We start from the raw sequence: 22,234 nt of genomic DNA on the forward strand, positions 1-22,234 counted from the left end.
GTCGATTCGAGGGCGGCGGATGAACATCGGGGAGATCGCCCGTCGGGCGGGGGTGTCCCGCAGCACGGTCTCGTACGTGCTGAGCGGCAAGCGGACGGTGTCGGAGGCGACCCGGCAGCGGATCCAGGCGGTCATCGACGAGCTGGACTACCGGCCGAACGCCAGCGCCCGGGCGTTGAAGGAGGGGCGTACGCGCACCCTCGGGCTGGTGATCCCACCGGCCAGCCAACGGCTGACCGACATGCAGTTGGGCTTCGTCGCCAGCGTCGTCGAGGCCGCCGCCCGACACGACCTCGATGTGCTGCTGTCCCCCTCGGGCGGCGACCACGACCGCTCGTTCGAGCGGATCGTCACCGGGCGTCGCGTCGACGGCGTCGTGCTGATGGAGATCCGGTTGGAGGACGACCGCGTGACCCGGCTGGCCCGCACGGGTCTGCCGTTCGTCACGATCGGCCGTACCGCAGAGCCGCACGGCATGAGCTGGGTCGACATCGACTACGCCGGGTTGATCGCGCGCTGCGTGCACCACCTGGCCGACCTGGGGCACCGCCACGTCGCCCTGGTCAACCGCTCCGCCGAGCTGGTGGCGGCGGGTTACGGCCCCAGCCACCGCGCCCTGGCCGGTTTCCAGGCGGCGGTGGCCGAGCGGGGCCTCGCCGGCATCGACGTCTGCTGTGGCGACGACACCGCCTCCGGCGAGGCCTGCGTGGAGCAGTTGCTCGCCACGCATCCGGAGGTCACCGCCGTGGCCACCATCAACGAGGCGGCGCTGCCCGGAATGCAGCGCGCGCTGACCGCCGCCGGACTCGCCGTGCCGACGGACTTCTCCGTCGCCGGCGTCGCCGCCCAGCACTGGGCGGAGGACTTCCGGCCGCCGTTGACCGCGGCGGACGTACCCATGCGGGACATGGGCGCCGAGGCGGTGTCGCTGCTGCTGGAGATCATCGCTGCCCCCGGCAGCGTGCCGCGGCACCGCCTGTACAGCCCGCCCATCTCGCTGCGGTCCAGCACCGGCCCGGTGCGGGCCCGCTGATCCGGCCCGCTGCCGCCGGCCGCTTACCGCCGTGCCGCCCGCCGCTCCTGCTGCGCGGCGGCGAGGATGAGGTAGCTGCTGGCGGTCCAGGTGTACGCGCGGTCGCGCAGCCCCGCGCCGGTCTCGGCGTCGAAGTTCTCCGCGAAACCCGACTTCTCGCAGAGCGCGAGGAAGCGTTGGCTGATGTCGTCGGCGATGGCGGTGTGCCCGGCCCGCCGGAGGCCGTCCTCGACCAGCACCGTGGAGGGCGCCCAGATCGGGCCCCGCCAGTAGCCGTCGGCGACGTAGTGGGCCGAGTCGGTCGGCTCGGTCGCCAGCCCGTGGGTGGTGAGGTGGGCCTCGACGCCCCGGGCCAGCGCGTCGGCGACCGGGGTGGGCAGGTCGGCGCCGAGCGCGACGGGCATCAGGTCGAGCAGGCTACGACTGGTCCGCCGCTGGCCGGTGTGCGGGCTGCGGGCGGCGAAACGCTCACCGTCCCACAGCTCCCGGAGCATCGCCGTGCGGATCCGGTCGGCCTCCCGGGACCACCGGCCGGCCTCCTCGCCCAGCTCGGCCGCGAGGTCGGCCAGGCAGTCCAATTGCGAGACGAGGAACGCGGCCAGGTCGGCGGTCTCAAGGACCCGGTGGTCGTCGAAGGTGGTGGCGTTGTCCCAGCCGCTGTCGTTGCCGTGCTGGTAGTGCGGCAGGTCGGCACCGGGCGCGCGGCGCGCGTCCAGCCAGAACCCGGTCCAGCGGGCCAACCGGTCGTACGTCTGCGCGAGCGCCGTCCGGTCCGGTGGGTGGGGGAGGCGTCGGCGCAGGTGCCGCAGCGCCCAGCCGTGGATGGGGGGCTTGACGTAGTTGTGCAGGACCTCGGAGTGGGTGACCGAGTCGGGGAGCGCGCCCGCGGCGTCCTGGTGGTCGAAGGGCAGGTGGAACTGGTGCCAGGCCAGCTCGGGTTCGCCGGCGGCCAGGGCGATCGCGTTGAAGCAGTGGTCCCAGCTCCACACCTTGTCCATCCAGTGCTTTGACATCAGCACGGCGGGCCGGGTGACGAAGCCCGCCGGGTCGACGGTGGCGGACCACAGCACGTACGCGGCCAGCTCGGCGGCCGGAGTGTTGTCGTCGCGCCACGGCGCGACCGCGTCGACGAACGCGGCGAACTCGGCGCTGCGGTCCCGGCACACCTGATCGAAGGCGACGGTCGTGGCGTAGGGCCGCCGCGCGGTGGCGTACTCCTCGACGGCGATTTCCCAGGGCTCGTCACCCGCGAGGTCCAGGGACCGGTCGGCGCTGCCGAGCGCCTCGACGCCGTCGGTGCCGCGCAGCGCGCCGGCCAGCACCGTGACCCGGTAGCGACGTCCGGTCTCGTACGAGGTGAACACGTGCGAGCCGTCGACCGGGTCGCGGTAGAGGTAGCTGCCGCTGAACGGGGTGAGCGTGCCTGCCGCCGCGGCGATCCGCAGGCCGAGCTGTCGACCCCGGATCCGCAGGGTGTCCGGTCCGTCGAAGACGGCTTCGATCCGGCCGGAACCGGCACGCCAGGTCAGCAGCGCGGGCGTGGCGATGACGGTGGCGTCCGGCGCCGCGGGGGAGAGGCGTAGCACCGGGTGCAGCCCGGTCTGGTGCGACACCAGGTGCAGGTCGTCGGCGTACGTCTTCTCGGCGACAACGGGGGAGATGTTGAGCCAGGACCCCCGGTAGCTGAACGGGATGTCCTGGATGGCGAACTCCGGACCGGACGGGGCGACAGTCATGGGTGGCGGCTGCCTTTCTGTGGTGCGGTTGGTCAGTCCTTGACGGCGCCGGCGGTCACGCCCATCGAGACGTACCGCTGGGCCAGGATCAGCAGGACGGCTGCGGGGACGGAGGCGACCACAGCGGTGGCCATGATGGCGTTCCACTGCTGGTTGTTGTTGCCGATGTAGTGGTAGATGCCGAGGGTGATGGGTTGGTGGTCGCCGCCACCGGCGAGGGTCGAGGCGAAGATGAAGTCCGACCAGGACCACAGGAACGCGAACAGCGACACCGTGACGATCGAGTTGCGGCTGACCGGCAGCACGATCGACCAGAAGGTGCGCAGCCGACCCGCGCCGTCGACGACGGCGGCCTGGAGCAGCTCGTCGGGGATGCCCGACATGAAGGCCGTGAAGATGAGTACGGCGAACGGCACCGCGAGGGTGGTGTCGGCCAGGATCAGGCCGGGCAGCGTGTTGAGGACGCCGAGCGTGAGGTAGATGGCGTAGAAGCCCATCGCCATGATGATTCCGGGGATCATCTGGGCGATCAGCAGCAGGAAGCTCAGAGCCGGCCCACCGGGCGGGCGCAGCTTCGCCAGCGCGTACCCGGCGGGGGCGGCGAGCGCCACCGTCAGCGCCACCGTCCCGAGCCCGACCACGAAGCTGGTGCCCAGGTAGGGCAGCTGCTGGTCGAGGACGGCCCGGTAGCCGTCCAGCGTGCCGTTGGTCGGGAACAGGTGCGGCGGGCTGGCCCGCATGTCCTGGTCCCGGGTGAACGACACGTTGATCATCCAGTAGACGGGGAAGAGCATCAGCCCGGTCAGCGCCAGGCCGACGAGGGTCTTCCACCAGACGCGCGGCGTTGACGTGGTCATCGTAGGTGCTGCCTCCGTTGGAACCGGATGTAGAAGAGCCCGGCGATCAGCGCCAGCACGATGAGCAGGTTGCCGACGGCCGCGCCCGGACCGAACTCGGGCAGCAGGTTGCCGAAGCCGAGACGGTACGACCAGGTGGCGAACGTGGCGGAGGAGCCACTCGGGCCGCCTCTGGTCATGATCCAGATGATGTCGAAGACCTTGAGCGTGTAGATCAGCCCTAGCAGCAGCGTGATCGCGGAGACCGGGCGCAGCAGTGGGAACGTGATCGACCAGAACCGTTGCCAGCCGGTCGCGCCGTCGATGGCGGACGCCTCGTACACCTCCACCGGGATCGCCTGGAGGCCGCTGTAGAGCACGACCAGGTTGAAGGGGATGCCGATCCAGATGTTGGCGATGATCACCGAGGTGAGCGACCAGGTCGGCGAGGTGAGCCAGTTGACCGGGTCGATCCCGATGACTCCCAGCGCGGCGTTGACCAGGCCCGAGTCGCTGTTGAGCAGCCACGACCAGGTCGAGGCGGACACGATCAGCGGCAGCAGCCACGGTACGAGGATCAGCGCGCGCAGGGTGCCCGACAGCGGGAAGTGCTGGCGGAAGAAGAGCGCCAGGGCCATGCCGATGCTGAACTGGAAGACGAGCGACGCGCCGGTGAACACCAGGGTGTGCGTCAAGGTCGACCAGAACGCCGGATCGGTCAGGACGGTGCGGTAGTTGTCCAGGCCGGCGAAGGGCGCGCCACCCTGTACGAAGGACCGGACGGTGTACTCGCGCAGGCTCAGCTCGACGTTGCGGTAGAGCGGGTAGGCGTAGAAGGCCAGCAGGTAGACGACCGTCGGCGCCAGGAAGCCCCACGCCAGCCAGCGGCCGGGTCGGCGGGTGTGACGCGCGGTGGGCCCGGGTGGGGCGGCGTCGGCCGCCCCACCGTGGTCCCGCGTGGGGGTGGAGGTCTGCGTCGTGAAGGGCATGTCGTCGGTTCGGCCCGCTTACTTGCCCGCGGCCGTGGACTGCGCGGCGGTCAGCGCCTCCTGCGGCGACTTCCCGCCGCTCAGGGCAGCCTGCACGGCGCTCCACAGGGGTTCGGAGATCTTCGGGTACTTCGTGCCGAGGTTGTCGCCGGTGCGGCCCTTCGCCGCCCGGACCGCCTCGACCCAGACCTTGAGCTTGGGGTTCTCGGCGGCCTGCCGGTCCTGGACGGCGGCCACCGGCGCGACGTAGGAGAGTGTGGTGTCGGTGGTCAGGAGGTTGTCGGCGCTGGTCAGGCAGGTGACGAGCTTCTGCGACGTCGCGTACCGGTCGGTCTTGCGCTGGACCGGGATCGAGACGAACTCGCCACCGGTCGGTGCCGGGGCCGGTCCGCCCGCGCTGGCCGGGATCGCGATGGTGCCGTACGGGAAGCCCAGCTTCTCGGCGTTCGCGAGCTGCCAGGTGCCGTTCTCGGCGAACGCGAAGTCGCCGCTGGCGAACTCCTGCCAGCTCGTGGTCTGGGTGTTGTTGATGACGGAGTTCGGCGCGAGACCCTGCTTCAGCCAGTTCGTCCACAGCGTCAGCGCGGAGACCGCCTGTGGGGAGTCCAGGCTGGTCAACTGCGCGCCCGATCCCCAGAACCAGGGCAGGAACTGGAAGCTGCCCTCCTCGGTGCCGATCGCGGAGAAGGTGATGCCCTTCTTGCCCTTTGCCTTGACCTTCGTGAGCGCCGTGGTCAGCGACGTCCAGTCGGTGACCGAGGTCGGGTCGACGCCGGCGGCGGTGAGCAGGTCCTTGTTGTAGTAGAGCGCGAGCGTGTTCGCGCCGATCGGCACGCCGTACGTCTTGTCCCCGCTCTGGCCGGCACCGAGCAGGTTCTTCTCCATGCTCGAGGTGTCGAGCTTGTTCTCGTCGGTCGTGGTGAGCGCGCCGGCCTCGGCCAGGGTCGAGATGACCGGGTTGTCGATGATCAAGACGTCCGGCGAGTTGCCCTGCTGGGCGGCGAGCAGGGCCTTGTTGGTCAGGTCGGTGGTGTCGTAGCCGGTCCGCTCGACGGTCACGCCCGCCGAGGTGCCGCACTTCTTGAGCAGGGCTACCCAGTCGGAGTCGTCGGCGAACTGGGGGTACGGGTCCCAGACGAGGTAGGCGCGGCCACCGTCGTCGCTGCCGGAGTCTCCGGACGACGAGCAGGCGCTGGTCGTCACGGCGGCGAGTGCTATCACGGCCACGGCGGCGAGTCGCCGCCGTCGGTTGAGTCGTGTCATGTGCTGCCTCACTTCAACTCGATCGTGTGGTGGGGTCGTGGGTTGACCGTCGCGGGCCGGGCCGGGTCCGACCATGAGGCGAACCGATTCGACGAACCGGTTCGCACGAAGATAGGACCGTCCGTGTTCGCTGGTCAAGAGTCGGCCGACGGTCCTCCTGAGGAGCAGCGGGAAACACCGGCTTTACCGGGCCGTCACTTCATTGACATGAGTGAGTCTCCGACCTACGATCCGAGCGAATCGATTCGCAAGCGCAGCCCTCCGGAGAGCGTCCCCCGCGCCCCACCAAGGAGCCGCCCGTGAAAACCCCGTCCCGCAGCAGGCCCGGCCGAGCGCACGCGCTCGTCGCCCGACTCCTCGTCGGCCTGCTCGCCGCCACCACGGCCGTCACCGTCGCCGCGTCCCCCGCCCAGGCCGCCGACGAGTCGATAAGCGTGAACTTCTCCACGACCACCGGCACGCCGACCTACCGCGCGTCCGGCTGGATCTACGGCATGACCGAGAACGCCAGCGGCCCGCCCGACCACTTCTACCGCGACGTCAACTTCCGCTACATGCGGGCCGGCGGCGCGCAACTGCCCGGCAGTGGCTGGGTCGGCGGAAACTACGACCGCCGCTGGAACGCCACTCTCGCCCAGGCGCGCCGGACCGTCGCCCTCGGCGGGCAGTTCATCCTGCTGCCCCACGACCTGTGGGGCGCCGACGGCGCGGGCATCTCGCGCTTTCCCGGCGACAACGGCAACTGGACGGACTACGACAACTTCCTGAACCGCGTCATCGGCGACGTCCGGGCGTCCGGGCTGACCGTGCAGTGGGACATCTGGAACGAACCCAACATCACCATCTTCTGGAACCGGCCGATCTCCCAGTACCTGGAGTTGTGGCGGCGTACGTACCAGCGGCTGCGCGCCGAGTTCCCCAACCAGCTCATCGTCGGGCCGAGCTGCGCCTGCGTGCCGTCGACCAACCACGCGTTCTGGAACCAGTACCTGGACTTCGTGCGCTCGACGAACACCGTGCCGGACATCATCAGCTGGCACTCCCTGCCGGGTGACCCGGTCGCCAACGTCGCGGCCGCCAACGCCACCCTCGACCCACGTGGCATCCCGCACCCCCGCCCGTACCAGATCAACGAGTACGGGGCGTCCAACGAGCAGAACCCGGCCGACGGCGCCTGGTACATCTCGCGTCTGGAGCGGGCCGGCGCGGACGGCCTGCGGGCCAACTGGGCCAGCGCCGGCAACCTGCACAACGACCTCGGCAACCTGCTGGTCCGCAACTCGGCCGGTCAGCACCAGCCCAAGGGGGAGTGGTGGGTCTACCGCTACTACGCCTCCCAGGCCGGCGAGATCGTCGCGGTGACCGGCAGTCAGTCCTACGACGCGTACGCCACGAAGACGAGCGGGGTCGCGAAGGTCCTGGTCGGGGGTGGTCGTACGACCGGAAACCTGGCCGTCAACCTGCAACGTCTCGACACGACGAGCGGCGTGGTGCAGAACAACCAGGTACGGGTGCTGACTCAGCGCATCCCGTACAACAACGGTGGCGCGGTGCAGGGGCCCGTCACGGTCTCGAACACCGTCGTCAACCTGTCCAACAACAACGCCACCGTGAACCTGCCGTACGGCAACCAGAACGACACGTACACGGTGACCCTGCTGCCGCCCTCCGAGGCGGGCTTCCAGTCGGTGGCGGTGGCCCAGCACTCCCAGCAGTGCCTGGACAACACCAACCTGGGCACCGCCGACGGCAACGCCCAGCAGCAGTACTACTGCGAGGGCGGTGACCAGCAGCTCTGGAACTTCCGGCCGGTCGCCGGCGTGGCCAGCACGTACACGGTGGTCAACCAGCAGAGCGGCAAGTGCCTCGACGTCAGTGGCGGCTCCACCGCCAACTCCGCCGCGGTGATCCAGCGGACCTGCCAGAACGCGACGAGCCAGCAGTTCAGCCTCCGGAAGGTGACCTACTCCGGTAACGACTCGCACGACTACCAGCTCGTGGCCCGGCACAGCGGCAAGTGCGTCGACGTCAACGGCGTCTCCACGGCGGCCCGGGCGGCCGTCATCCAGTGGCCCTGCAACGCGGTCGGCCAGGGCAGCCCGCTGAACCAGACCTGGCGGATCTGGGGTCGGTAGGCGACGCACGTCAACCCCGGCGGTGGCCACCGCCGGGGTTCCCGCCGACCGGGCTTTAATTGACACTGATCAAAACGTGCTCATACGATCGCTACGAATCGATTCGCCCGCCCCGCCACCACCCTGCGGCGCGTCGGCACACCCCGTGCGCTGCCACGACTCTTCAGGAGCCACCCCGTGCGTACCCCGTCCCCCGTCGGGCCCGGCCTGGCCCGCGATCCCGTCCCGAGACGTCGCCCCGGGCGCCTGGCCATGCTGGCCGGCGCGTTGGCCGGCGCCCTCGTCCTCGTCACCGTCGGCGCCACGGCCGGCGCCCCGTCGTCCGCCGCGGAGGCCGCGGCGATGGCCGCCGCCATCGCGCCGGGGCAGAGCACCACCATCGTCGGCGGGGCCTCGGGTCGATGCCTCGAGGTCCCCAACTCCAGCACCACCAACGGCACCCAGACCCAGCTCTGGGACTGCAACGGCGCGTCCGGCCAGACCTGGACGTGGACGTCGAGCAAGCAGCTCAGCGTGTACGGCAACAAGTGCCTGGACGCGTCCGGTCGCGGCACCACGAACGGCACGCAGGCGATCATCTGGGACTGCAACGGCCAGACCAACCAGCAGTGGAACGTCAACAGCAACGGCACCATCACCGGGGTGCAGTCCGGCCTGTGTCTCGACGCCAACGGGGCCGGCACCGCGAACGGCACGAAGATCATCCTCTGGGCCTGCAACGGCGGGGCCAACCAGCAGTGGGCCTCGCCGAGCACGCCGCCGACCTCCGCCCCGCCGACCACCGGCCCGCCGCCGACCACCCCGCCCCCGGGTGGCGATCGCCCGTGCGACATCTACGCCTCCGGCGGCACCCCGTGCATCGCGGCGCACAGCACGACGCGGGCCCTCTACGGGACGTACGCCGGGAACCTCTACCAGGTGCGGCGCTCGTCGGACAACACGACCCGCAACATCGGCCTGACCGGCACGGGCGGCACCGCCAACGCGGCGACGCAGGACTCGTTCTGCGCCGGCACGACGTGCGTGATCACGGTGGTCTTCGACCAGTCGGGGCGCGGCAACGACCTCTGGTACCAGGGGTCGAGCGTGGTTCCGGGCTCGCCGCAGAGCAGGCCGGCCACCGCGACGACGGAGTCCCTGACGGTGGGCGGCGCCAAGGCGTACTCGCTCTACATCAACCCGGGCAACAGCTACTGGCGGGACGGTCACCTGACCGGCGTGCCGACGGGCGCCGCGCCCGAGGGCATGTACATGGTGACCAGCGGCACCCACGTCAACAGCGGCTGCTGCTTCGACTACGGCAACAGCGAGACGACGCGCAAGGCCGACGCGGCCGGGGCGATGGACGCCATCAACTTCGGCAAGCAGTGCTGGTTCGGCGGTTGCTCCGGCAGCGGCCCGTGGGTGCAGGCCGACCTGGAATGGGGTCTGTTCCCGGGTGGCAGCAGCTCGTGGAACCCGAACCAGCGGGCGTTCACCAGCAAGTTCGTCACGGCGACGCTGAAGAACAACGGCACGTCCCGCTTCGCCATGAAGGGCAGTGACGCGCAGTCCGGCAGCCTCTACACGCTGTGGGACGGCTCGCTGCCGTCCGGCTACAGCCCGATGAAGAAGCAGGGCGCGATCATCCTGGGCAGCGGTGGCGACTGCTGCAAGCCCGACGGCGGCGCGAACCTGAGCGCCGGCACGTTCTACGAGGGTGCGATGGTGGCGGGCTACCCGACCGACGCGACCGAGAACGCGGTCCAGGCCAACGTGGTCGGCGCCGGCTACCGCTGACGGCGATCAGGGCGTCGGGTCCTCCGCCGGCCGCACGGCCGGCGGAGGACCGACCTCGTTCAGCGCGATTCGCACGATCTCCAGCAGGTCGTGGCCCGGGTGGTCGATCCAGTGCTGCATGGCGACGCGCAGGGCGGCCAGGAAGGTCGCGGTCAGCAGGCGGGCGCGCAGCGCCACCTCGAAGCCGCTGAGGCGGTGCGCCAGCTCGGCCGCCAACTCGCGCTCGATCGCGGTGTACGCCGCGACCTGGTGCGCGGCCAGGCCAGGGTGCCCACGCAACTGCCGGCGTCGGGTCAGCCAGTCGTGGTCCCGCTCGCGCGACGACTCCGCGGTGAGGTGTTCGGCCGCCCTGCACAGCACCGTCCAGGGCGGCTCGCCGTCCGGCCGTTCGCGCACCAACTGCAACAGTCGGCGCAGGCGCACCGTGTCGCCGTAGAAGAGCGCCTCCTCCTTGTTGGAGAAGTAGTTCGAGAACGTGCGCCGGGAGACGTTGGCGGCGTCGGCGATCGCCTCGACGGTCACGCTGTCGGGGCCCTGCTCGGCCGCGAGGCGCAGGGCTGACTCGTGCAGGGCCAGGCGGGTGGCTGCTTTCTTGCGCTCCCGCAGGCCGGTGATCTCGTCCATCGCCGTCAGCGTACGTCGAGTGACCGGCTTCTCAATGGGCAAACTTGCCGGCTGGGCAAGATCGGTAGATGCTTGCGTGAGGCAACCAACTCGGGCGCGTGGATGTCCGTACCCGGAACCTCACCGCGTACGCCTGGTTGTCGTCCTGGAACCCACGACAAGCGGGAGGTCGCGCGATGAGCGCACCCACCACCACGCCCGGCGCCGAGCCGATGAGCCATCGGCAGACCCTCGAAGCGCTCAGCGGCCTGCTGCTGGTGCTCTTCGTCGCGATGTTGAGCAGCACGGTCGTCTCGACCGCGCTTCCCAAGATCATTGGCGCGTTGAACGGCTCCCAGACCCAGTACACCTGGGTGGTCACCGCGACCCTGCTCACGGCGACGGCCACCACCCCGATCTGGGGCAAGCTCGCCGACCTGTTCAACAAGAAGCTCCTCATCCAGGTCGCCATCGTGGTGTTCCTCCTGGGCTCCGTCATCGCCGGCTTCTCGCAGAGCGCCGGCCAGCTCATCGCGGCCCGCGCGTTCCAGGGCATCGGGGTCGGGGGCCTGCAGGCTCTCGTCCAGGTGGCGATCGCCGCGATGATCCCGCCGCGCGAGCGGGGCCGGTACAACGGCTACCTCGGTGGCGTCATGGCGGTGGCGACCGTCGGCGGCCCGCTGCTCGGTGGCCTCATCGTCGACACGTCCTGGCTCGGCTGGCGGTGGTGCTTCTTCGTGGGCGTGCCGGTCGCCGTCGTCGCGCTGATCCTGCTCCAGGTGACCCTGCACCTGCCGACGTTCCGGCGGGACAACGTCAAGATCGACTACCTGGGCGCGAGCCTGATCGCCGCCGGCGTGAGCGTGCTGTTGATCTGGATCTCCTTCGTCGACAGATCGTTCGCCTGGGTCTCGTGGCAGAGCGCGGCCATGGTGGCCGGCTCGCTCCTCCTGCTCGCCCTGGCGGTTCGGGTCGAGTCGCGGGCGGCCGAACCCGTCGTTCCACTCGCCATCGTGCGCGAGCACACCACCGCCCTGGCGATCCTGGGCAGCCTCGCGGTCGGCATGGCCATGTTCGGTGGCGCGGTCTTCCTCGGCCAGTACTTCCAGATCGGCCGGGGCTACAGCCCGACGGAGGCCGGCCTGCTCACCATCCCGATGATGGCCGGCGTCCTCGGCTCCTCGATCATCGCCGGCCGGCTGATCACCCGGACCGGCCGGATCAAGCCGTACATCGTCGCCGGTTCGATCATCCTGGTCGCCGGGTTCGGCCTGCTCGGCACCATCGACCACGAGACGTCCCTGGTGCTCGTCGGCGTCGGCATGTTCATCGTCGGCACGGGCGTCGGCATGACCATGCAGAACCTCGTCCTGGCCGTCCAGAACACGGTGGCCCTGAAGGACATCGGCGCGGCCAGCTCCAGCGTCGCGTTCTTCCGGTCGCTCGGCGGCGCCGTCGGCGTCTCGGTGCTCGGCGCCGTACTGGCCCACCGGGTCACCGACCAGATCACCCGCGACCTGGCCGCCGCCGGAATTCCCACCTCGGGCAGCGGTGGCGACAGCAACCTCAACATCACCGCGCTGCCCGACGGGGTCCAGCACATCGTGCGGGCCGCGTACGGCGACGCCACCGGCCACATCTTCCTCATCTCCGCGGCCATCGCTGTGGTCGGCGTCATCGCGGCGCTCCTGCTCCGGCCGGTCACCCTGCGGACCAGCCTCGACCTGCCGGACGCCGCCACGTCGACGGCGGTGGCCGCCGACGCGGTCGACGGCGCGCCCGCTTTCGACCAGGTTGCCGCCGACGCCGCGGCGAAGGGGGCACCCGAGCGGCGCTAACGTTTCCAGAGCGCAGAACCAGGGGCCGCCATCGTCATCGACGATGGCGGCCCGCTGGCCGACAAGGACTGAATCGAGACGCCTGTGGGAATCGCCGAGCTGACGGCGTCGAGGCCGGTCACGCCCGGCCGGCGGGCCGCCCCGGTGCGCCGGGCGATGCGGGAGCTGCTGCTGGTCGCCACGCTGTTCCTCCTCTACAAGGCGGCGCGGCTGGTGGTGGCCGGTCGGGTGTCGACCGCGCTGGCGAACGGCGAGTCGGTCTGGCGTCTGGAGCGGCTGCTACGCCTACCCGACGAGACCGTCGTCCAGCACCCCGTGCTCGCGCACACCCTGCTGGCGCACCTGGCCAACGACTACTACGCGTACGTGCACTTCCCGGCCACGGCACTCACCCTGATCTGGCTCTACGTGCGGCACCCGGCACGCTACCTGCGCCTGCGCCGTACGCTCGCCGTGCTGACCGCGGCGGCCCTGGCACTGCACGTCGTGATCCCGCTGGCGCCGCCCCGGCTGACCGCGCTGACCGCCATGGTGGACACCGGCAGCCGGTACGGGCCCACGGTCTACGGGCCGCCCGACACCGACGCGCTCAGCAACCAGTACGCGGCCATGCCCTCGCTGCACGTCGGATGGGCGCTGGCCGTCGCCGTCGCCCTCGTCACGGTGACCCGTGGACGTCTGCGGTGGCTGTGGCTTGCCCACCCGTTCGCCACCCTGCTCGTCGTCGTGGCCACCGGCAACCACTACTGGCTCGACGGCGTGGTGGCGACGCTGATGCTCGGCGTCGTCCACCTGGCGCTGCCGGCGTCGGCATCCCCTGCCGACGCCGAGCCCCACCTCAGCCCACCAACACTCCGGACTCCCGCTCGGTGAACAGGTCGACGTCCCGCGGACCCAGCTTGGCGACCCGGCGGGCGTGCAGGGCGAGTTGCCGACGCGCCTCGCCGAGACGGCGGCTCGCGATCGTCATCTCGTCGGACGCCTCGAACGGCTCCCTCCCGCTGGCCTGCAACGCTGCGGCCAGCAGGGCGTTGTACGCGGTCATGAGCCCGTTGGCGAGCGCGATGCCGTCCTGGTCCGCGCGGGTCCAGATCTCCGACCAGGCGGCCTCCACCGTGACCATGTCCCGGGCCAACCAGTCGTGCAGCCCCATCGGCCCCAGCGGCTTGTGCCCGCCGAGCAGGTCGTTGCCCGCCTCCGGCAGACCCGACCGCCAGTACCTGGTCTGCCGCAACGCCTCGGCCTTGTGGGCGAGGCGTAGCGCGCCGGACAGGACCAGGACGTACGCCCGCTGAAGCTCGGCCCGCTCGCGTTGGCGTCCCTTGACCGGCTGTGCGTCCACACGACGAGGAGTGAGGCGCAGGCGGTGATCGCGGAGCCGAGCAGAGCGGCCAGGGTTGAGTTCACGCCGACATGATGCCTGCCGCCGATCGACGTCGCCGCGCGGGCTCGGACCCCTCTCCGGAGCCCTCCGGTACGGGCCTCGTGGGCGTCCTGCGTTACGGCTTGACGAACGGCATGTTATCGCTCACAGTCGATGTCGAGGCGACAGTTCCCACGGCTCACCGGGCGAGCCACCCGCTTCGGGCCCGCACCATCTCAAGACGTCCCTGCGGGCAGGCGGACGTCGCGATCAGCACCTGCTCCCAGCCGCCGGCGACGCGCGGCGGACGTCGCGCGCCCGCGTGGGCGTCGCCCCGGACGTCCTTCCCGCGCGCCGCCCCCGCCGCCACCCACCGAGAAGGATCCCCATGAGAAGAACCAGGTTCGCACTGCTGGCCGCCGCGTTGGCGACGGCCCTGGCGACGATGACGGCCGTGGTCACGGTCGCCACTCCGGCGTCGGCCGCGACCCTCACCCAGGTAACCAACTTCGGTACGAACCCGACGAACCTGCAGATGCACCTGTACGTGCCCGATCGGGTCGCGGCGCGTCCGGCTCTCCTGCTCGCCCTGCACTACTGCACCGGCAGCGGCCCCGCCGTGCACACCGGGTTCGGGCTCAGCTCGCTGGCCGACCGCTACGGCTACATCGTGATCTACCCGTCGGTGACCCGGAGCAGCAAGTGCTGGGACGTCTCCTCCCCGCAGGCCCTGCGCCGCGACGGCGGCAGCGATCCGGTCGGCCTCAAGTCGATGATCGATTACGTCCGGAGTCGCTACCCGGTCGACCGGACCGCATCGGTGTCGCCGGTTTCTCCTCGGGCGCCATGATGACGAACGTGATGGTCGGCCTCTACCCCGACCTGTTCAACGCCGGCGTCAGCTCCTCCGGCGTCCCGTTCGGGTGCTTCGCCACCACGAACGGCGCGGAGTGGAACAGCGAGTGCTCCGGCGGGCGGATCGTCAAGACCCCCCAGCAGTGGGGGGACCTGGTACGCAACGCGTACCCGGGCTACACCGGCAAGCGTCCCCGGTTCCAGATCTGGCACGGCACCACCGACACCACGCTGAGCTACGTCAACTTCGGCGAGCAGATCAAGCAGTGGACCAACGTGCAGGGTGTGTCCCAGACCCCCAGCTACACCGACTATCCGCAGACCAGTGCCACCCGGACGCGGTACGGCGGCACCGGTGGCACCGCGCCGGTCGAGGCGATCAGCTTCCAGGGGTACGGCCACTCCATCCCGTTCGACGCCGCGCAGGCCATCCGGTTCCTCGGCTTCGACACCACCAGTGGCACGACGCCGCCTCCGACGACGCCGAATCCGACGACGCCGCCCCCGGGTGGCACCACCGGAGCGTTGCGCAACTCCGCCGCCGGCCGCTGCCTGGACGTCCCGGCGCAGTCGCGGACGAACGGCACCCAGGTGGCGTTGTGGGACTGCAACGGCGGCACGAACCAGCAGTGGACCTCGACCGCGGGCCGGCAACTCCAGGTGTACGGAACGAAGTGCCTGGACGCCGAGGGCGCGGGTACGACGGCGGGAACCCGGGTGATCATCTGGGACTGCAACGGCGGCGCGAACCAGCAGTGGAACCTCAACACCGACGGCTCCGTCACCGGTGTGCAGTCCGGACTCTGTCTCGCGCCGAACGCCGGCGGCACGGCCAACAGCACCCAGGTGGTGCTCGCGACCTGCAACGGCGGCAGCGGGCAGAAGTGGACGCGCGGTTGAGGCGTACCCGATGGTGCTGAACCGGCGCGCGGCCTGAACCACCGGTGTGGCCCGGCCCGGGAGATCTTCCCGGCCGGGCCACACGGCGTGTGTGGACGTTCGTGACCGCCGCCGTCGCGTCGCGGGACGGCGGTCACGCTCTCAGCGGTAGCCGGCGGCGACGATGTTCGCCTGGATCGCGCTCTCGGTCGCGTCGGTCGGGTAGCCCGCCACCATCGCGCCCTCGTAGAAGGTGCCGACGCTCTGGTTGGAGTTGTCGATGCAGCAGTCACCGCCGCTGCCCAGGATGATCGCGCCCTGCTTCTTCATCGGGCTGTAGCCGGGCGGCAGGGAACCGTCCCAGAGCGTGTACAGGTTTCCGGACTGGGCGTTGCTGCCCTTGATGGCGAAGCGGGACGTGCCGTTGTTCTTCAGCGTCGCCGTGACGAACTTGCTGGTGAACGCCCGCTGGTTCGGGTTCCACGAGCTGCTGCCGCCCGGGTAGAGGCCCCATTCCAGGTCGGCCTGCACCCACGGGCCGCTGCCGGAGCATCCGCCGAACCAGCAGCTCGTGCCGAAGTAGATGGCGTCCATCGTGCCCCGACCGTCGGCGCGGCGGGTGGTCTCGCTGTTGCCGTAGTCGAAGCAGCAGCCGCTGTTGACGTGGGTGCCGCTGGTCACCATGTACATGCCCTCGGGCGCGGCGCCGGTCGGGATGCCGGTCAGGTGACCGTCCCGCCAGTAGCTGCTGTTGCCGTTGATGTAGAGCGAGTAGACCTTGTTTCCGCCGACGGTCAACGACTCCCTGGTCGCGACCGCGGGTTGGACGGCGCCACCGATGCCGCCGGCACCCTGGTAACCGAGGTTGTTGCCACGCCCCGACTGGTCGTAGATGACCGTGATGACGCACGTGGTGTTCGCGCAGAAGCTGTCCTGGGTGGCGGAGTTGGCCCGGCCGCCCGTGCTGAGGACGCCGATGGCGCGCGTGGTGTTGTCCGAGGATCGGCGTACCTGGTAGAGCGAGCCGTTGTAGGAGGCGTACAGGGCGCGGGTCGTGCTGTGCGCCGCGACGCAGGGCGTGCCGCCCGCCGCGTAGATGTCGCAGGGCAGCGTCGTGCTCGGTGGGGGAGTGGTGGGCGGTGGTGTGGTGGGTGGCGGGGTCGTCGGTGGCGGTGTGGTGGGCGGTGGTGTGGTGGGCGGTGGTGTGGTGGGCGGTGGCGTCGTCGGATCCACCACGCCGTTGCAGGTTGTGCCGTTGAGGACGAAGGAGGTCGGCGTCGGGTTGCTGCCGGTCCAACTGCCGTTGAAGCCGAAGCTGGTGCTGCCGTTGGTTCCGATGCTGGCGTTGTAGGCGGCGTTGCTGACGCTCACCTGGGCGCCGGCCTGGGTGAAACTGCCGTTCCAGAGCTGGGTGACGGTCTGACCGGCGGCGAAGTTCCAGGTCAGCCGCCACCCGTTGATGGCGTCGCCCACGTTGGTGATGGTGACGTTCGCGCCGAAGCCGCCCTGCCACTGGGAGCTGACCGCGTAGGTGACCTGGCAGCCGGCGGCGGCGGCCGAGGCGACCGTCTGGGTGGCGGCGGCGCCGACGAGCACGAGGGCGGCGGCTGCGGCGACGAGCGCCGGCCGCCGATGGCGAATGTGGTGGAGTCGCACGGCTCTCCTCATGGGTGGGAGTTGACGGTGTGCGGGCCCCGCCCCGTTCACCCTGCTCGGGCCCGGACTCTGAGCAGGGGGACGACGGGACGGGGCCCGGTCGGCGGGCGCGTACGGCGTCGCCCGAACCGTCCGGCGGGGGATCGACCGTGCGGACGGCGCGGTCGGCGGACCACGCGCGACGGGTACGCGGCGGTACGGTCGCCGCCCGCGATCCGGCCCGGGATCGTGGTGACGGCGGCTGTGGTCTGGAGCATGTGTGGGAAGGCCGACGGATGGCCACGGCTCCGGCCGATTCGAGGTGATGCCGACCCGCGGGCGCCGGTGGTCAGGCATCCGTCGTCCGGCCCTCGGCACGGGTCGCCCGGTGGTGAGCTCGGGCCGTCCCGTGTCGGCCACGCTCCACCCGCCCGCGCCGCGGATGACGTCGACCGTGGCCGGGACCAGCAGGTGGAAGGCCCCGGTGACGGTCAGTTATCGACGGCCGTCGTTACGTTAGCGTTAACAGGCGGCCCTGTCCATAGACGGCTGCCAGTGGCATTGACGACCGTCGTCCGGCTCTCGGCGCCGCCGCCCCTGTTCAGGGTGCGAGCGAGGTGCCGGTCCGGGTGTTCCGCGCGGCCCATGGCCGCCAGCGCGCCCTGGTCGAGTGCTTAGGACGCGGCGCGGAAGCGCAGGTCGGCGAGCCACACGTCGGCGAGGTCGCTGAGCGCGACACCGAGGACCTCGCTGAGGCAGACCACGGTGCCGAAGGCGGGCGCCGGCAGCCGACCCACCTCGATCTTGCGCAGGGTCTCCGGTGAGATGCCGGCTGCCACGGCCACCTCGACGAGACTGCGGCTGCCCCGCGCGACCCGAAGCGCCGCGCCGAGGCGTTGCCCCGCGGCGATCTGCTCCGGTGTGAGCGGTGGCCGAACCATGTGAGCAGGATAGTTCCGACCTCGTGGACCGGCAATGTCGACCCGCCCGACGGCCGTGTGACGTGGTATAAATATACCGCACCGGATGGGGAGGGTTTGTCGTGATCGAGCTGAAGTCCGCCGTGGAGATCGACCGGATGGCCGTGACCGGCCAGTTCGTCGGCGAGCTACTGGCCGAGCTGCGAGCGGTGGCGGCTGTCGGCGTTAACCTGATGGACATCGAGCACCACGCCCGCCGCCGCATCGCCGAACGGGGCGCCGAATCCTGCTACTGGGACTACACGCCGTCGTTCGGTCGGGGGCCGTTCCGTAACGTCCTGTGTCTGTCCGTCAACGACGCGGTGCTGCACGGCCTGCCGCACGACTACGTCCTGCGCGACGGCGACCTGCTGAGCATCGACATGGCGGTCGAGATCGACGGTTGGGCCGCCGACTCCGCGCTGTCCGTCGTCGTCGGCACTCCCGCCCCGGCCGACCTGAAGCTGATCGAGGCAACCGAGGTCGCGCTGGAGGCGGCGATCGACGTCGCGCGACCGGGCAACCAGCTCGGCGACATCTCCGCCGCCATCGGCGCGGTCGCCCACCGGTACGGCTACCAGGTCAACAACGAGTTCGGCGGACACGGCATCGGCCGCACCATGCACGAGGCCCCGCACGTGGCCAACGACGGTCGTCCCGGCCGGGGCATGAGACTCAAGCCCGGCCTCACGCTCGCGATCGAACCCTGGTTCTGCCGTACCACGGACAAGATCAAGTTCGACCAGGACGGCTGGACGATCCGATCCGCGGACGGCTCACGCTCGGCCCACTCCGAGCACACCGTCGCGGTCACCGAGTCCGGTCCCCGGGTGCTGACGTCCCGCCCCGGGCAGGTTGCCCAGCAGGGCCGTCCCGGCGGGCAGTCGGCCGCGGCCTCCTGACTGACGATCGTCGCCCGCCCGTGCGGGTGTGCGGCACGTGTCAGCGCAGGCCGGCGAAGAGGTCGTCCTCGGGAACGGGCGCGTCGGTCGTGTCCCGTACCCGGACGAAGGTCTCCACGCCCATCAACTCGGTGAACCGCTCCTGACCGAGCTGAAGGAAGAAGATGTTCTCGGTCTGGCTGGCGTGCGCGGCCAGGGCCGCGAACTTCTGCGGGCCCTGGGCGCGGGTGTCGACCCAGGTGGTGATCTCGTCGTCGGGGAGACCCAGCTCGGGCATGTCCGACGACTCGTCCGGCTCGGCCCACTCGACCCCGAGCTCCTTCATGACCCGGCCGAACTCCTCGAACGCCGTGCGGGGCACCGTGGTCCAGTAGACCTTCGCGGGGACGTCGGTCTGCGCCACGGCGGCCATGGTGATGCGGTGCGCCTGGATGTGGTCGGGGTGACCGTAGAAGCCGTTCTCGTCGTAGGTCACGACGACGTCCGGCCGGTACCGGCGGATCAGCTCGGCGAGCCGGTCCGCGGCCTGCGCGACCGGCGTCGTCCAGAAGGAGCCGGGCTGGTCGTTCGTCGACCAACCCATCATCCCGGAGTCGGCGTAGCCGAGCGTCTCCAGGTGGGTGACCTTCAACGTGGCCGCGCTGACCTCCAGCTCGGCCTGACGCATCGCCACGACGGCGGCCGGGTCGTGACCGGGCTCGCCGGGCTTGACCCCGCCCGGCCCGTCGCCGCACCGCCCGTCCGTGCAGGTCACAAGGACCGTGGTGACGCCCTCGGCGGCATACCGGGCGAGGACGCCACCGGTGCTCGTCGCCTCGTCGTCGGGGTGCGCGTGCACCGCCATCAGGGTCAGGGATCGCTCAGCCATGTCATCACCCTACGGCCAGCGGCACGCCTCGACGGGCTCGGCGGCGCATCCTAGCCATCCACCGGCCGGCCCTGGCGTCTTCGCCCAACGCGCCGCGGGGCCGCGCGGGGATTCCTACGCTGTCGGGGGCGGGCGGCACACCCGATGCCGCGCGCCAACAGCCTCGACGAAGGGTACCGGTCCATGGCGGTCTTCGATGACGTGCGACAGATCGACGCCGGGGTCCTGAACGTCGGGTACGTCGATGCCGGGCCGCCGGACGGGCCGCCCGTGATCCTGTTGCACGGCTGGCCGTACGACATCCACAGCTTCGTCGACGTCGTGCCGCTGCTCACCGACGCCGGCCATCGGGTCGTCGTGCCGTACCTGCGGGGTTACGGCACGACCCGCTTCCTCGCCGACGACGCCGTCCGCAATGGTGAGCCGGCCGCCATGGGGCTCGACCTCGTCGCCCTCATGGACGCCCTGGACATCGACAGCGCGAAGCTGGCCGGATTCGACTGGGGAGCGCGTACGGCCGACGTCGTTGCCGCGCTGTGGCCCGAGCGCTGTTCCGGCCTGGTGTCGGTGAGCGGTTACCTGGTCGACGGTCAGGAGTCGGGCCGGGTGCCGCTGCCGCCGAAGGCCGAGTTCTCCTGGTGGTACCAGTACTACTTCGCCACCGAGCGCGGTCGGCAGGGATACGACCGCAATCGCCGCGACTTCGCCCGGCTGATCTGGCAGACGGCATCGCCGAAGTGGACGTTCGACGACGCGACGTTCGACCGCAGCGCGGCCGCGTTCGACAATCCCGACCACGTCGACGTCGTGATCCACAACTACCGGTGGCGGCTGGCCCTGGCCGAGGGCGAACCGCAGTACGACGAGGTGGAGAAGCGCCTGGCCGGCAAGCCGAAGATCACGGTGCCCAGCATCACCCTGGAGGGTGACGCCAACGGCGCGCCCCACCTGGACCCCAGCGTCTACGGCAAGCAGTTCTCCGGCCGGTACGAGCACCGGACCGTCGGTGGTGGCATCGGGCACAACCTGCCCCAGGAGGCGCCGAGGGCGTTCGCCGACGCCGTCCTGGAGGTGTGAGCCGCCGCGCCTGGCGCCCCTACGAGGTGATCCGGAAGGTGGCGTCCTGCCGGTCCGTGGCGCTGGAGCTGGCGCTCAGCGGGTCGATGCGCAGCACGTAGTTGTAGTGCCGCAGGTAGCGGGTCGGGAAGTTGTAGGAGCGGAACGACGTCCAGGAGGCGTCGGCCAGTCCGGCCGTGCGGTAGAAGGTCGCGTCGGCCCGGAACACCGAGGTGTTGTCGGTGACTTCCAGCCGTACCTCGTAGTTGTAGTGGCGCAGGAAGTACCCGGGCTTGTTCACCGACTCGAACGACACCCCGGCGGCGTCGGCGAGGCCGGGAACCAGCCGCCACAACTGGTCCTGGTACGGGTCGAACGGGTACGTGTCGACGCGGGCCACGTAGTTGTAGTGCCGCACGTAACGGTCCGGCAGGTTGGAGGACTTCAGCCGGACCCAGTTCGGCGTTCCCCAGCGCCCGACGAGACCGGCGTACTCCGCGTCGCTGATGCCGGTCATCGACCCGTGCTTCGAGTTCAACGGCGGGGTGTAGTCGCGCTGGTTCAGCGGCGTCCAGGAGTTGCCCCCGATGGCGGTGGTCGACCAGGCGTAGTAGTCGTTGTTGACCGGGCTGTACGAGTCGCCCCACAGCCGCCAGCCGCTGCCGTCGACGGCCTTGACCAGCAACGGCGCCTCGATGCCGCTGCCCTGGAGAAGTTCCGAGGTGTACGTGGTGAAGCTGTTCGGCGCGCCGGTGCCGGACCGGGCGCCGTACAGGTTCCCGTTGGCGAGGTTCTTGTAGTACAGGTAGGTGGTGCCGCCGTCGACGACGACGTCGCCGTCGAGGACCCCGAAGCCCGGGCTGAAGAACACCTGCGGCGAGCTGACCGTCCGGAAGTCGCTGGTGTAGTTGACCAGGAACACGTCCTGGCCGTTGTTCGCCGAGTAGACGATGGCGTACTGCCCGCGCGCGGCGTCCCAGAAGGCGGTCGGCGCCCACGTGTGGGTGTTCAGGGTGTGCATCCGGATCCGGCGGTAGCCGGTGAAGCTGGTCAGGTCGATCGAGTCCCACACGTGCAGGTACTGGCTGGTCTGGTTCCAGTTGGTGCCCTTGAGGTCGGTGGCCAGCACCACGAAGGTGCCGTCCTGCTTGCGCAGGACGAACGGGTCCCGCAGGCCCAGCTGCCCGGCGGTCGGCGTGACGACGGGGTTGTTCTGGTTCAGCGGCGTCCAGTTGAGACCGTCGCGGCTGACGGCGAGATGCAGCCCGTAGTCAGCTCCCAGGCCCTGCGGCGACTCGGTGAAGTACGCCATCACGTACGAGGTGTTCGGCGCGGCGAGGGCGGTGCGGGGCAGGCTCAGCACGCCGGTGGCGGCAGCGGCGGTGGACAGCGCGCCCAGGGTGAACGCACGTCGGGTCAGAGGCACGGCGGCGACCATTCTGCGAGTAATTCATTCGAGCTGATCGATGTGATCGGTAACATACGATGTCACCGACACGCCCGCA

The 22,234-nt window shown here is 70.4% G+C and carries 19 protein-coding genes; 9 read left to right on the forward strand and 10 right to left on the reverse strand.

Features of this window, described 5'->3' with window-relative positions; translation table 11 throughout:
* Positions 1–19: 19 nt before the first annotated feature.
* Positions 20–1,033 (forward strand): LacI family DNA-binding transcriptional regulator, encoded by a 1,014-nt coding sequence (locus ACTFTM_RS10320; protein WP_449565569.1) that lies wholly within the window; start codon positions 20–22, stop codon positions 1,031–1,033.
* A gap of 23 nt (positions 1,034–1,056) precedes the next feature.
* Here the strand turns inward: ACTFTM_RS10320 and ACTFTM_RS10325 are convergent, their stop codons facing one another.
* From ACTFTM_RS10325 to ACTFTM_RS10340, 4 genes are read right to left on the reverse strand one after another with little or no spacing between them, the layout of a single operon-like run.
* Positions 1,057–2,769, reverse strand: coding sequence for an amylo-alpha-1,6-glucosidase (locus tag ACTFTM_RS10325; protein WP_449565570.1), 1,713 nt, complete (start codon positions 2,767–2,769; stop codon positions 1,057–1,059).
* A 32-nt stretch (positions 2,770–2,801) separates the two neighbouring features.
* Positions 2,802–3,626: a carbohydrate ABC transporter permease gene (locus ACTFTM_RS10330; protein ID WP_449565571.1), complete on the reverse strand. Its 825-nt coding sequence runs from the start codon at positions 3,624–3,626 to the stop codon at positions 2,802–2,804.
* Positions 3,623–4,594, reverse strand: a complete 972-nt coding sequence (locus ACTFTM_RS10335) for a carbohydrate ABC transporter permease (RefSeq protein WP_449565572.1) — start codon at positions 4,592–4,594, stop codon at positions 3,623–3,625. The genes ACTFTM_RS10330 and ACTFTM_RS10335 overlap by 4 nt, the downstream gene beginning before the upstream one ends.
* A gap of 18 nt (positions 4,595–4,612) precedes the next feature.
* A complete protein-coding gene (locus ACTFTM_RS10340; RefSeq protein ID WP_449565573.1) occupies positions 4,613–5,857 on the reverse strand; it encodes a sugar ABC transporter substrate-binding protein in 1,245 nt (414 codons plus the stop codon).
* Between the two features lie 299 nt (positions 5,858–6,156).
* Here ACTFTM_RS10340 and ACTFTM_RS10345 point away from each other — a divergent pair, with 299 nt between their 5' ends.
* Positions 6,157–7,992: an RICIN domain-containing protein gene (locus tag ACTFTM_RS10345; protein WP_449565574.1), complete on the forward strand. Its 1,836-nt coding sequence runs from the start codon at positions 6,157–6,159 to the stop codon at positions 7,990–7,992.
* A 177-nt stretch (positions 7,993–8,169) separates the two neighbouring features.
* Positions 8,170–9,771: an arabinofuranosidase catalytic domain-containing protein gene (locus ACTFTM_RS10350; protein WP_449565575.1), complete on the forward strand. Its 1,602-nt coding sequence runs from the start codon at positions 8,170–8,172 to the stop codon at positions 9,769–9,771.
* Between the two features lie 6 nt (positions 9,772–9,777).
* Here the strand turns inward: ACTFTM_RS10350 and ACTFTM_RS10355 are convergent, their stop codons facing one another.
* On the reverse strand, positions 9,778–10,395 hold the full coding sequence (locus ACTFTM_RS10355; RefSeq protein ID WP_449565576.1) for a TetR/AcrR family transcriptional regulator: 618 nt from the start codon (positions 10,393–10,395) through the stop codon (positions 9,778–9,780).
* Between the two features lie 176 nt (positions 10,396–10,571).
* Here ACTFTM_RS10355 and ACTFTM_RS10360 point away from each other — a divergent pair, with 176 nt between their 5' ends.
* Together ACTFTM_RS10360 and ACTFTM_RS10365 are read left to right on the forward strand one after the other, a co-directional pair.
* On the forward strand, positions 10,572–12,212 hold the full coding sequence (locus ACTFTM_RS10360; protein ID WP_449565577.1) for an MDR family MFS transporter: 1,641 nt from the start codon (positions 10,572–10,574) through the stop codon (positions 12,210–12,212).
* An 84-nt stretch (positions 12,213–12,296) separates the two neighbouring features.
* Positions 12,297–13,085, forward strand: coding sequence for a phosphatase PAP2 family protein (locus ACTFTM_RS10365; RefSeq protein WP_449565578.1), 789 nt, complete (start codon positions 12,297–12,299; stop codon positions 13,083–13,085).
* Here ACTFTM_RS10365 and ACTFTM_RS10370 read toward each other — a convergent pair.
* Complete coding sequence (locus ACTFTM_RS10370) at positions 13,051–13,554, reverse strand: hypothetical protein (RefSeq protein ID WP_449565579.1); 504 nt, start codon at positions 13,552–13,554, stop codon at positions 13,051–13,053. The genes ACTFTM_RS10365 and ACTFTM_RS10370 overlap by 35 nt on opposite strands.
* Positions 13,555–13,963: 409 nt before the next feature.
* Between ACTFTM_RS10370 and ACTFTM_RS10375 the strand changes: the two genes are divergently transcribed.
* Both ACTFTM_RS10375 and ACTFTM_RS10380 read left to right on the forward strand, forming a co-directional pair.
* The gene (locus ACTFTM_RS10375; RefSeq protein WP_449565580.1) at positions 13,964–14,425 is read left to right on the forward strand and encodes an alpha/beta hydrolase family esterase; all 462 of its coding nucleotides are present in this window, start codon (positions 13,964–13,966) and stop codon (positions 14,423–14,425) included.
* Entirely contained in the window at positions 14,422–15,330 is a 909-nt protein-coding gene (locus ACTFTM_RS10380) for a ricin-type beta-trefoil lectin domain protein (RefSeq protein ID WP_449565581.1), read from the forward strand. Before ACTFTM_RS10375 ends, ACTFTM_RS10380 begins: the two co-directional genes overlap by 4 nt.
* A gap of 141 nt (positions 15,331–15,471) precedes the next feature.
* On the opposite strand, the gene ACTFTM_RS10385 is transcribed toward ACTFTM_RS10380, so the two are convergent.
* Both ACTFTM_RS10385 and ACTFTM_RS10390 read right to left on the reverse strand, forming a co-directional pair.
* Positions 15,472–16,965: an arabinofuranosidase catalytic domain-containing protein gene (locus ACTFTM_RS10385; RefSeq protein WP_449565582.1), complete on the reverse strand. Its 1,494-nt coding sequence runs from the start codon at positions 16,963–16,965 to the stop codon at positions 15,472–15,474.
* 653 nt (positions 16,966–17,618) lie between these two features.
* Positions 17,619–17,885: a helix-turn-helix domain-containing protein gene (locus ACTFTM_RS10390; RefSeq protein WP_449565583.1), complete on the reverse strand. Its 267-nt coding sequence runs from the start codon at positions 17,883–17,885 to the stop codon at positions 17,619–17,621.
* A gap of 101 nt (positions 17,886–17,986) precedes the next feature.
* Here ACTFTM_RS10390 and map point away from each other — a divergent pair, with 101 nt between their 5' ends.
* Positions 17,987–18,805 carry a type I methionyl aminopeptidase gene (gene map / locus ACTFTM_RS10395; RefSeq protein ID WP_449565584.1) on the forward strand — a complete coding sequence of 273 codons (819 nt, stop codon included), beginning with the start codon at positions 17,987–17,989 and terminating at the stop codon, positions 18,803–18,805.
* A gap of 40 nt (positions 18,806–18,845) precedes the next feature.
* Here map and ACTFTM_RS10400 read toward each other — a convergent pair whose 3' ends face one another.
* Positions 18,846–19,673, reverse strand: a complete 828-nt coding sequence (locus ACTFTM_RS10400) for a PIG-L family deacetylase (RefSeq protein WP_449565585.1) — start codon at positions 19,671–19,673, stop codon at positions 18,846–18,848.
* 183 nt (positions 19,674–19,856) lie between these two features.
* Here ACTFTM_RS10400 and ACTFTM_RS10405 point away from each other — a divergent pair, with 183 nt between their 5' ends.
* Complete coding sequence (locus tag ACTFTM_RS10405) at positions 19,857–20,750, forward strand: alpha/beta fold hydrolase (RefSeq protein WP_449565586.1); 894 nt, start codon at positions 19,857–19,859, stop codon at positions 20,748–20,750.
* Between the two features lie 19 nt (positions 20,751–20,769).
* Here the strand turns inward: ACTFTM_RS10405 and ACTFTM_RS10410 are convergent, their stop codons facing one another.
* The gene (locus ACTFTM_RS10410; protein WP_449565587.1) at positions 20,770–22,155 is read right to left on the reverse strand and encodes a glycoside hydrolase family 43 protein; all 1,386 of its coding nucleotides are present in this window, start codon (positions 22,153–22,155) and stop codon (positions 20,770–20,772) included.
* Positions 22,156–22,234: the final 79 nt, after the last annotated feature.

The organism is Micromonospora sp. RB23, assembly GCF_053585025.1.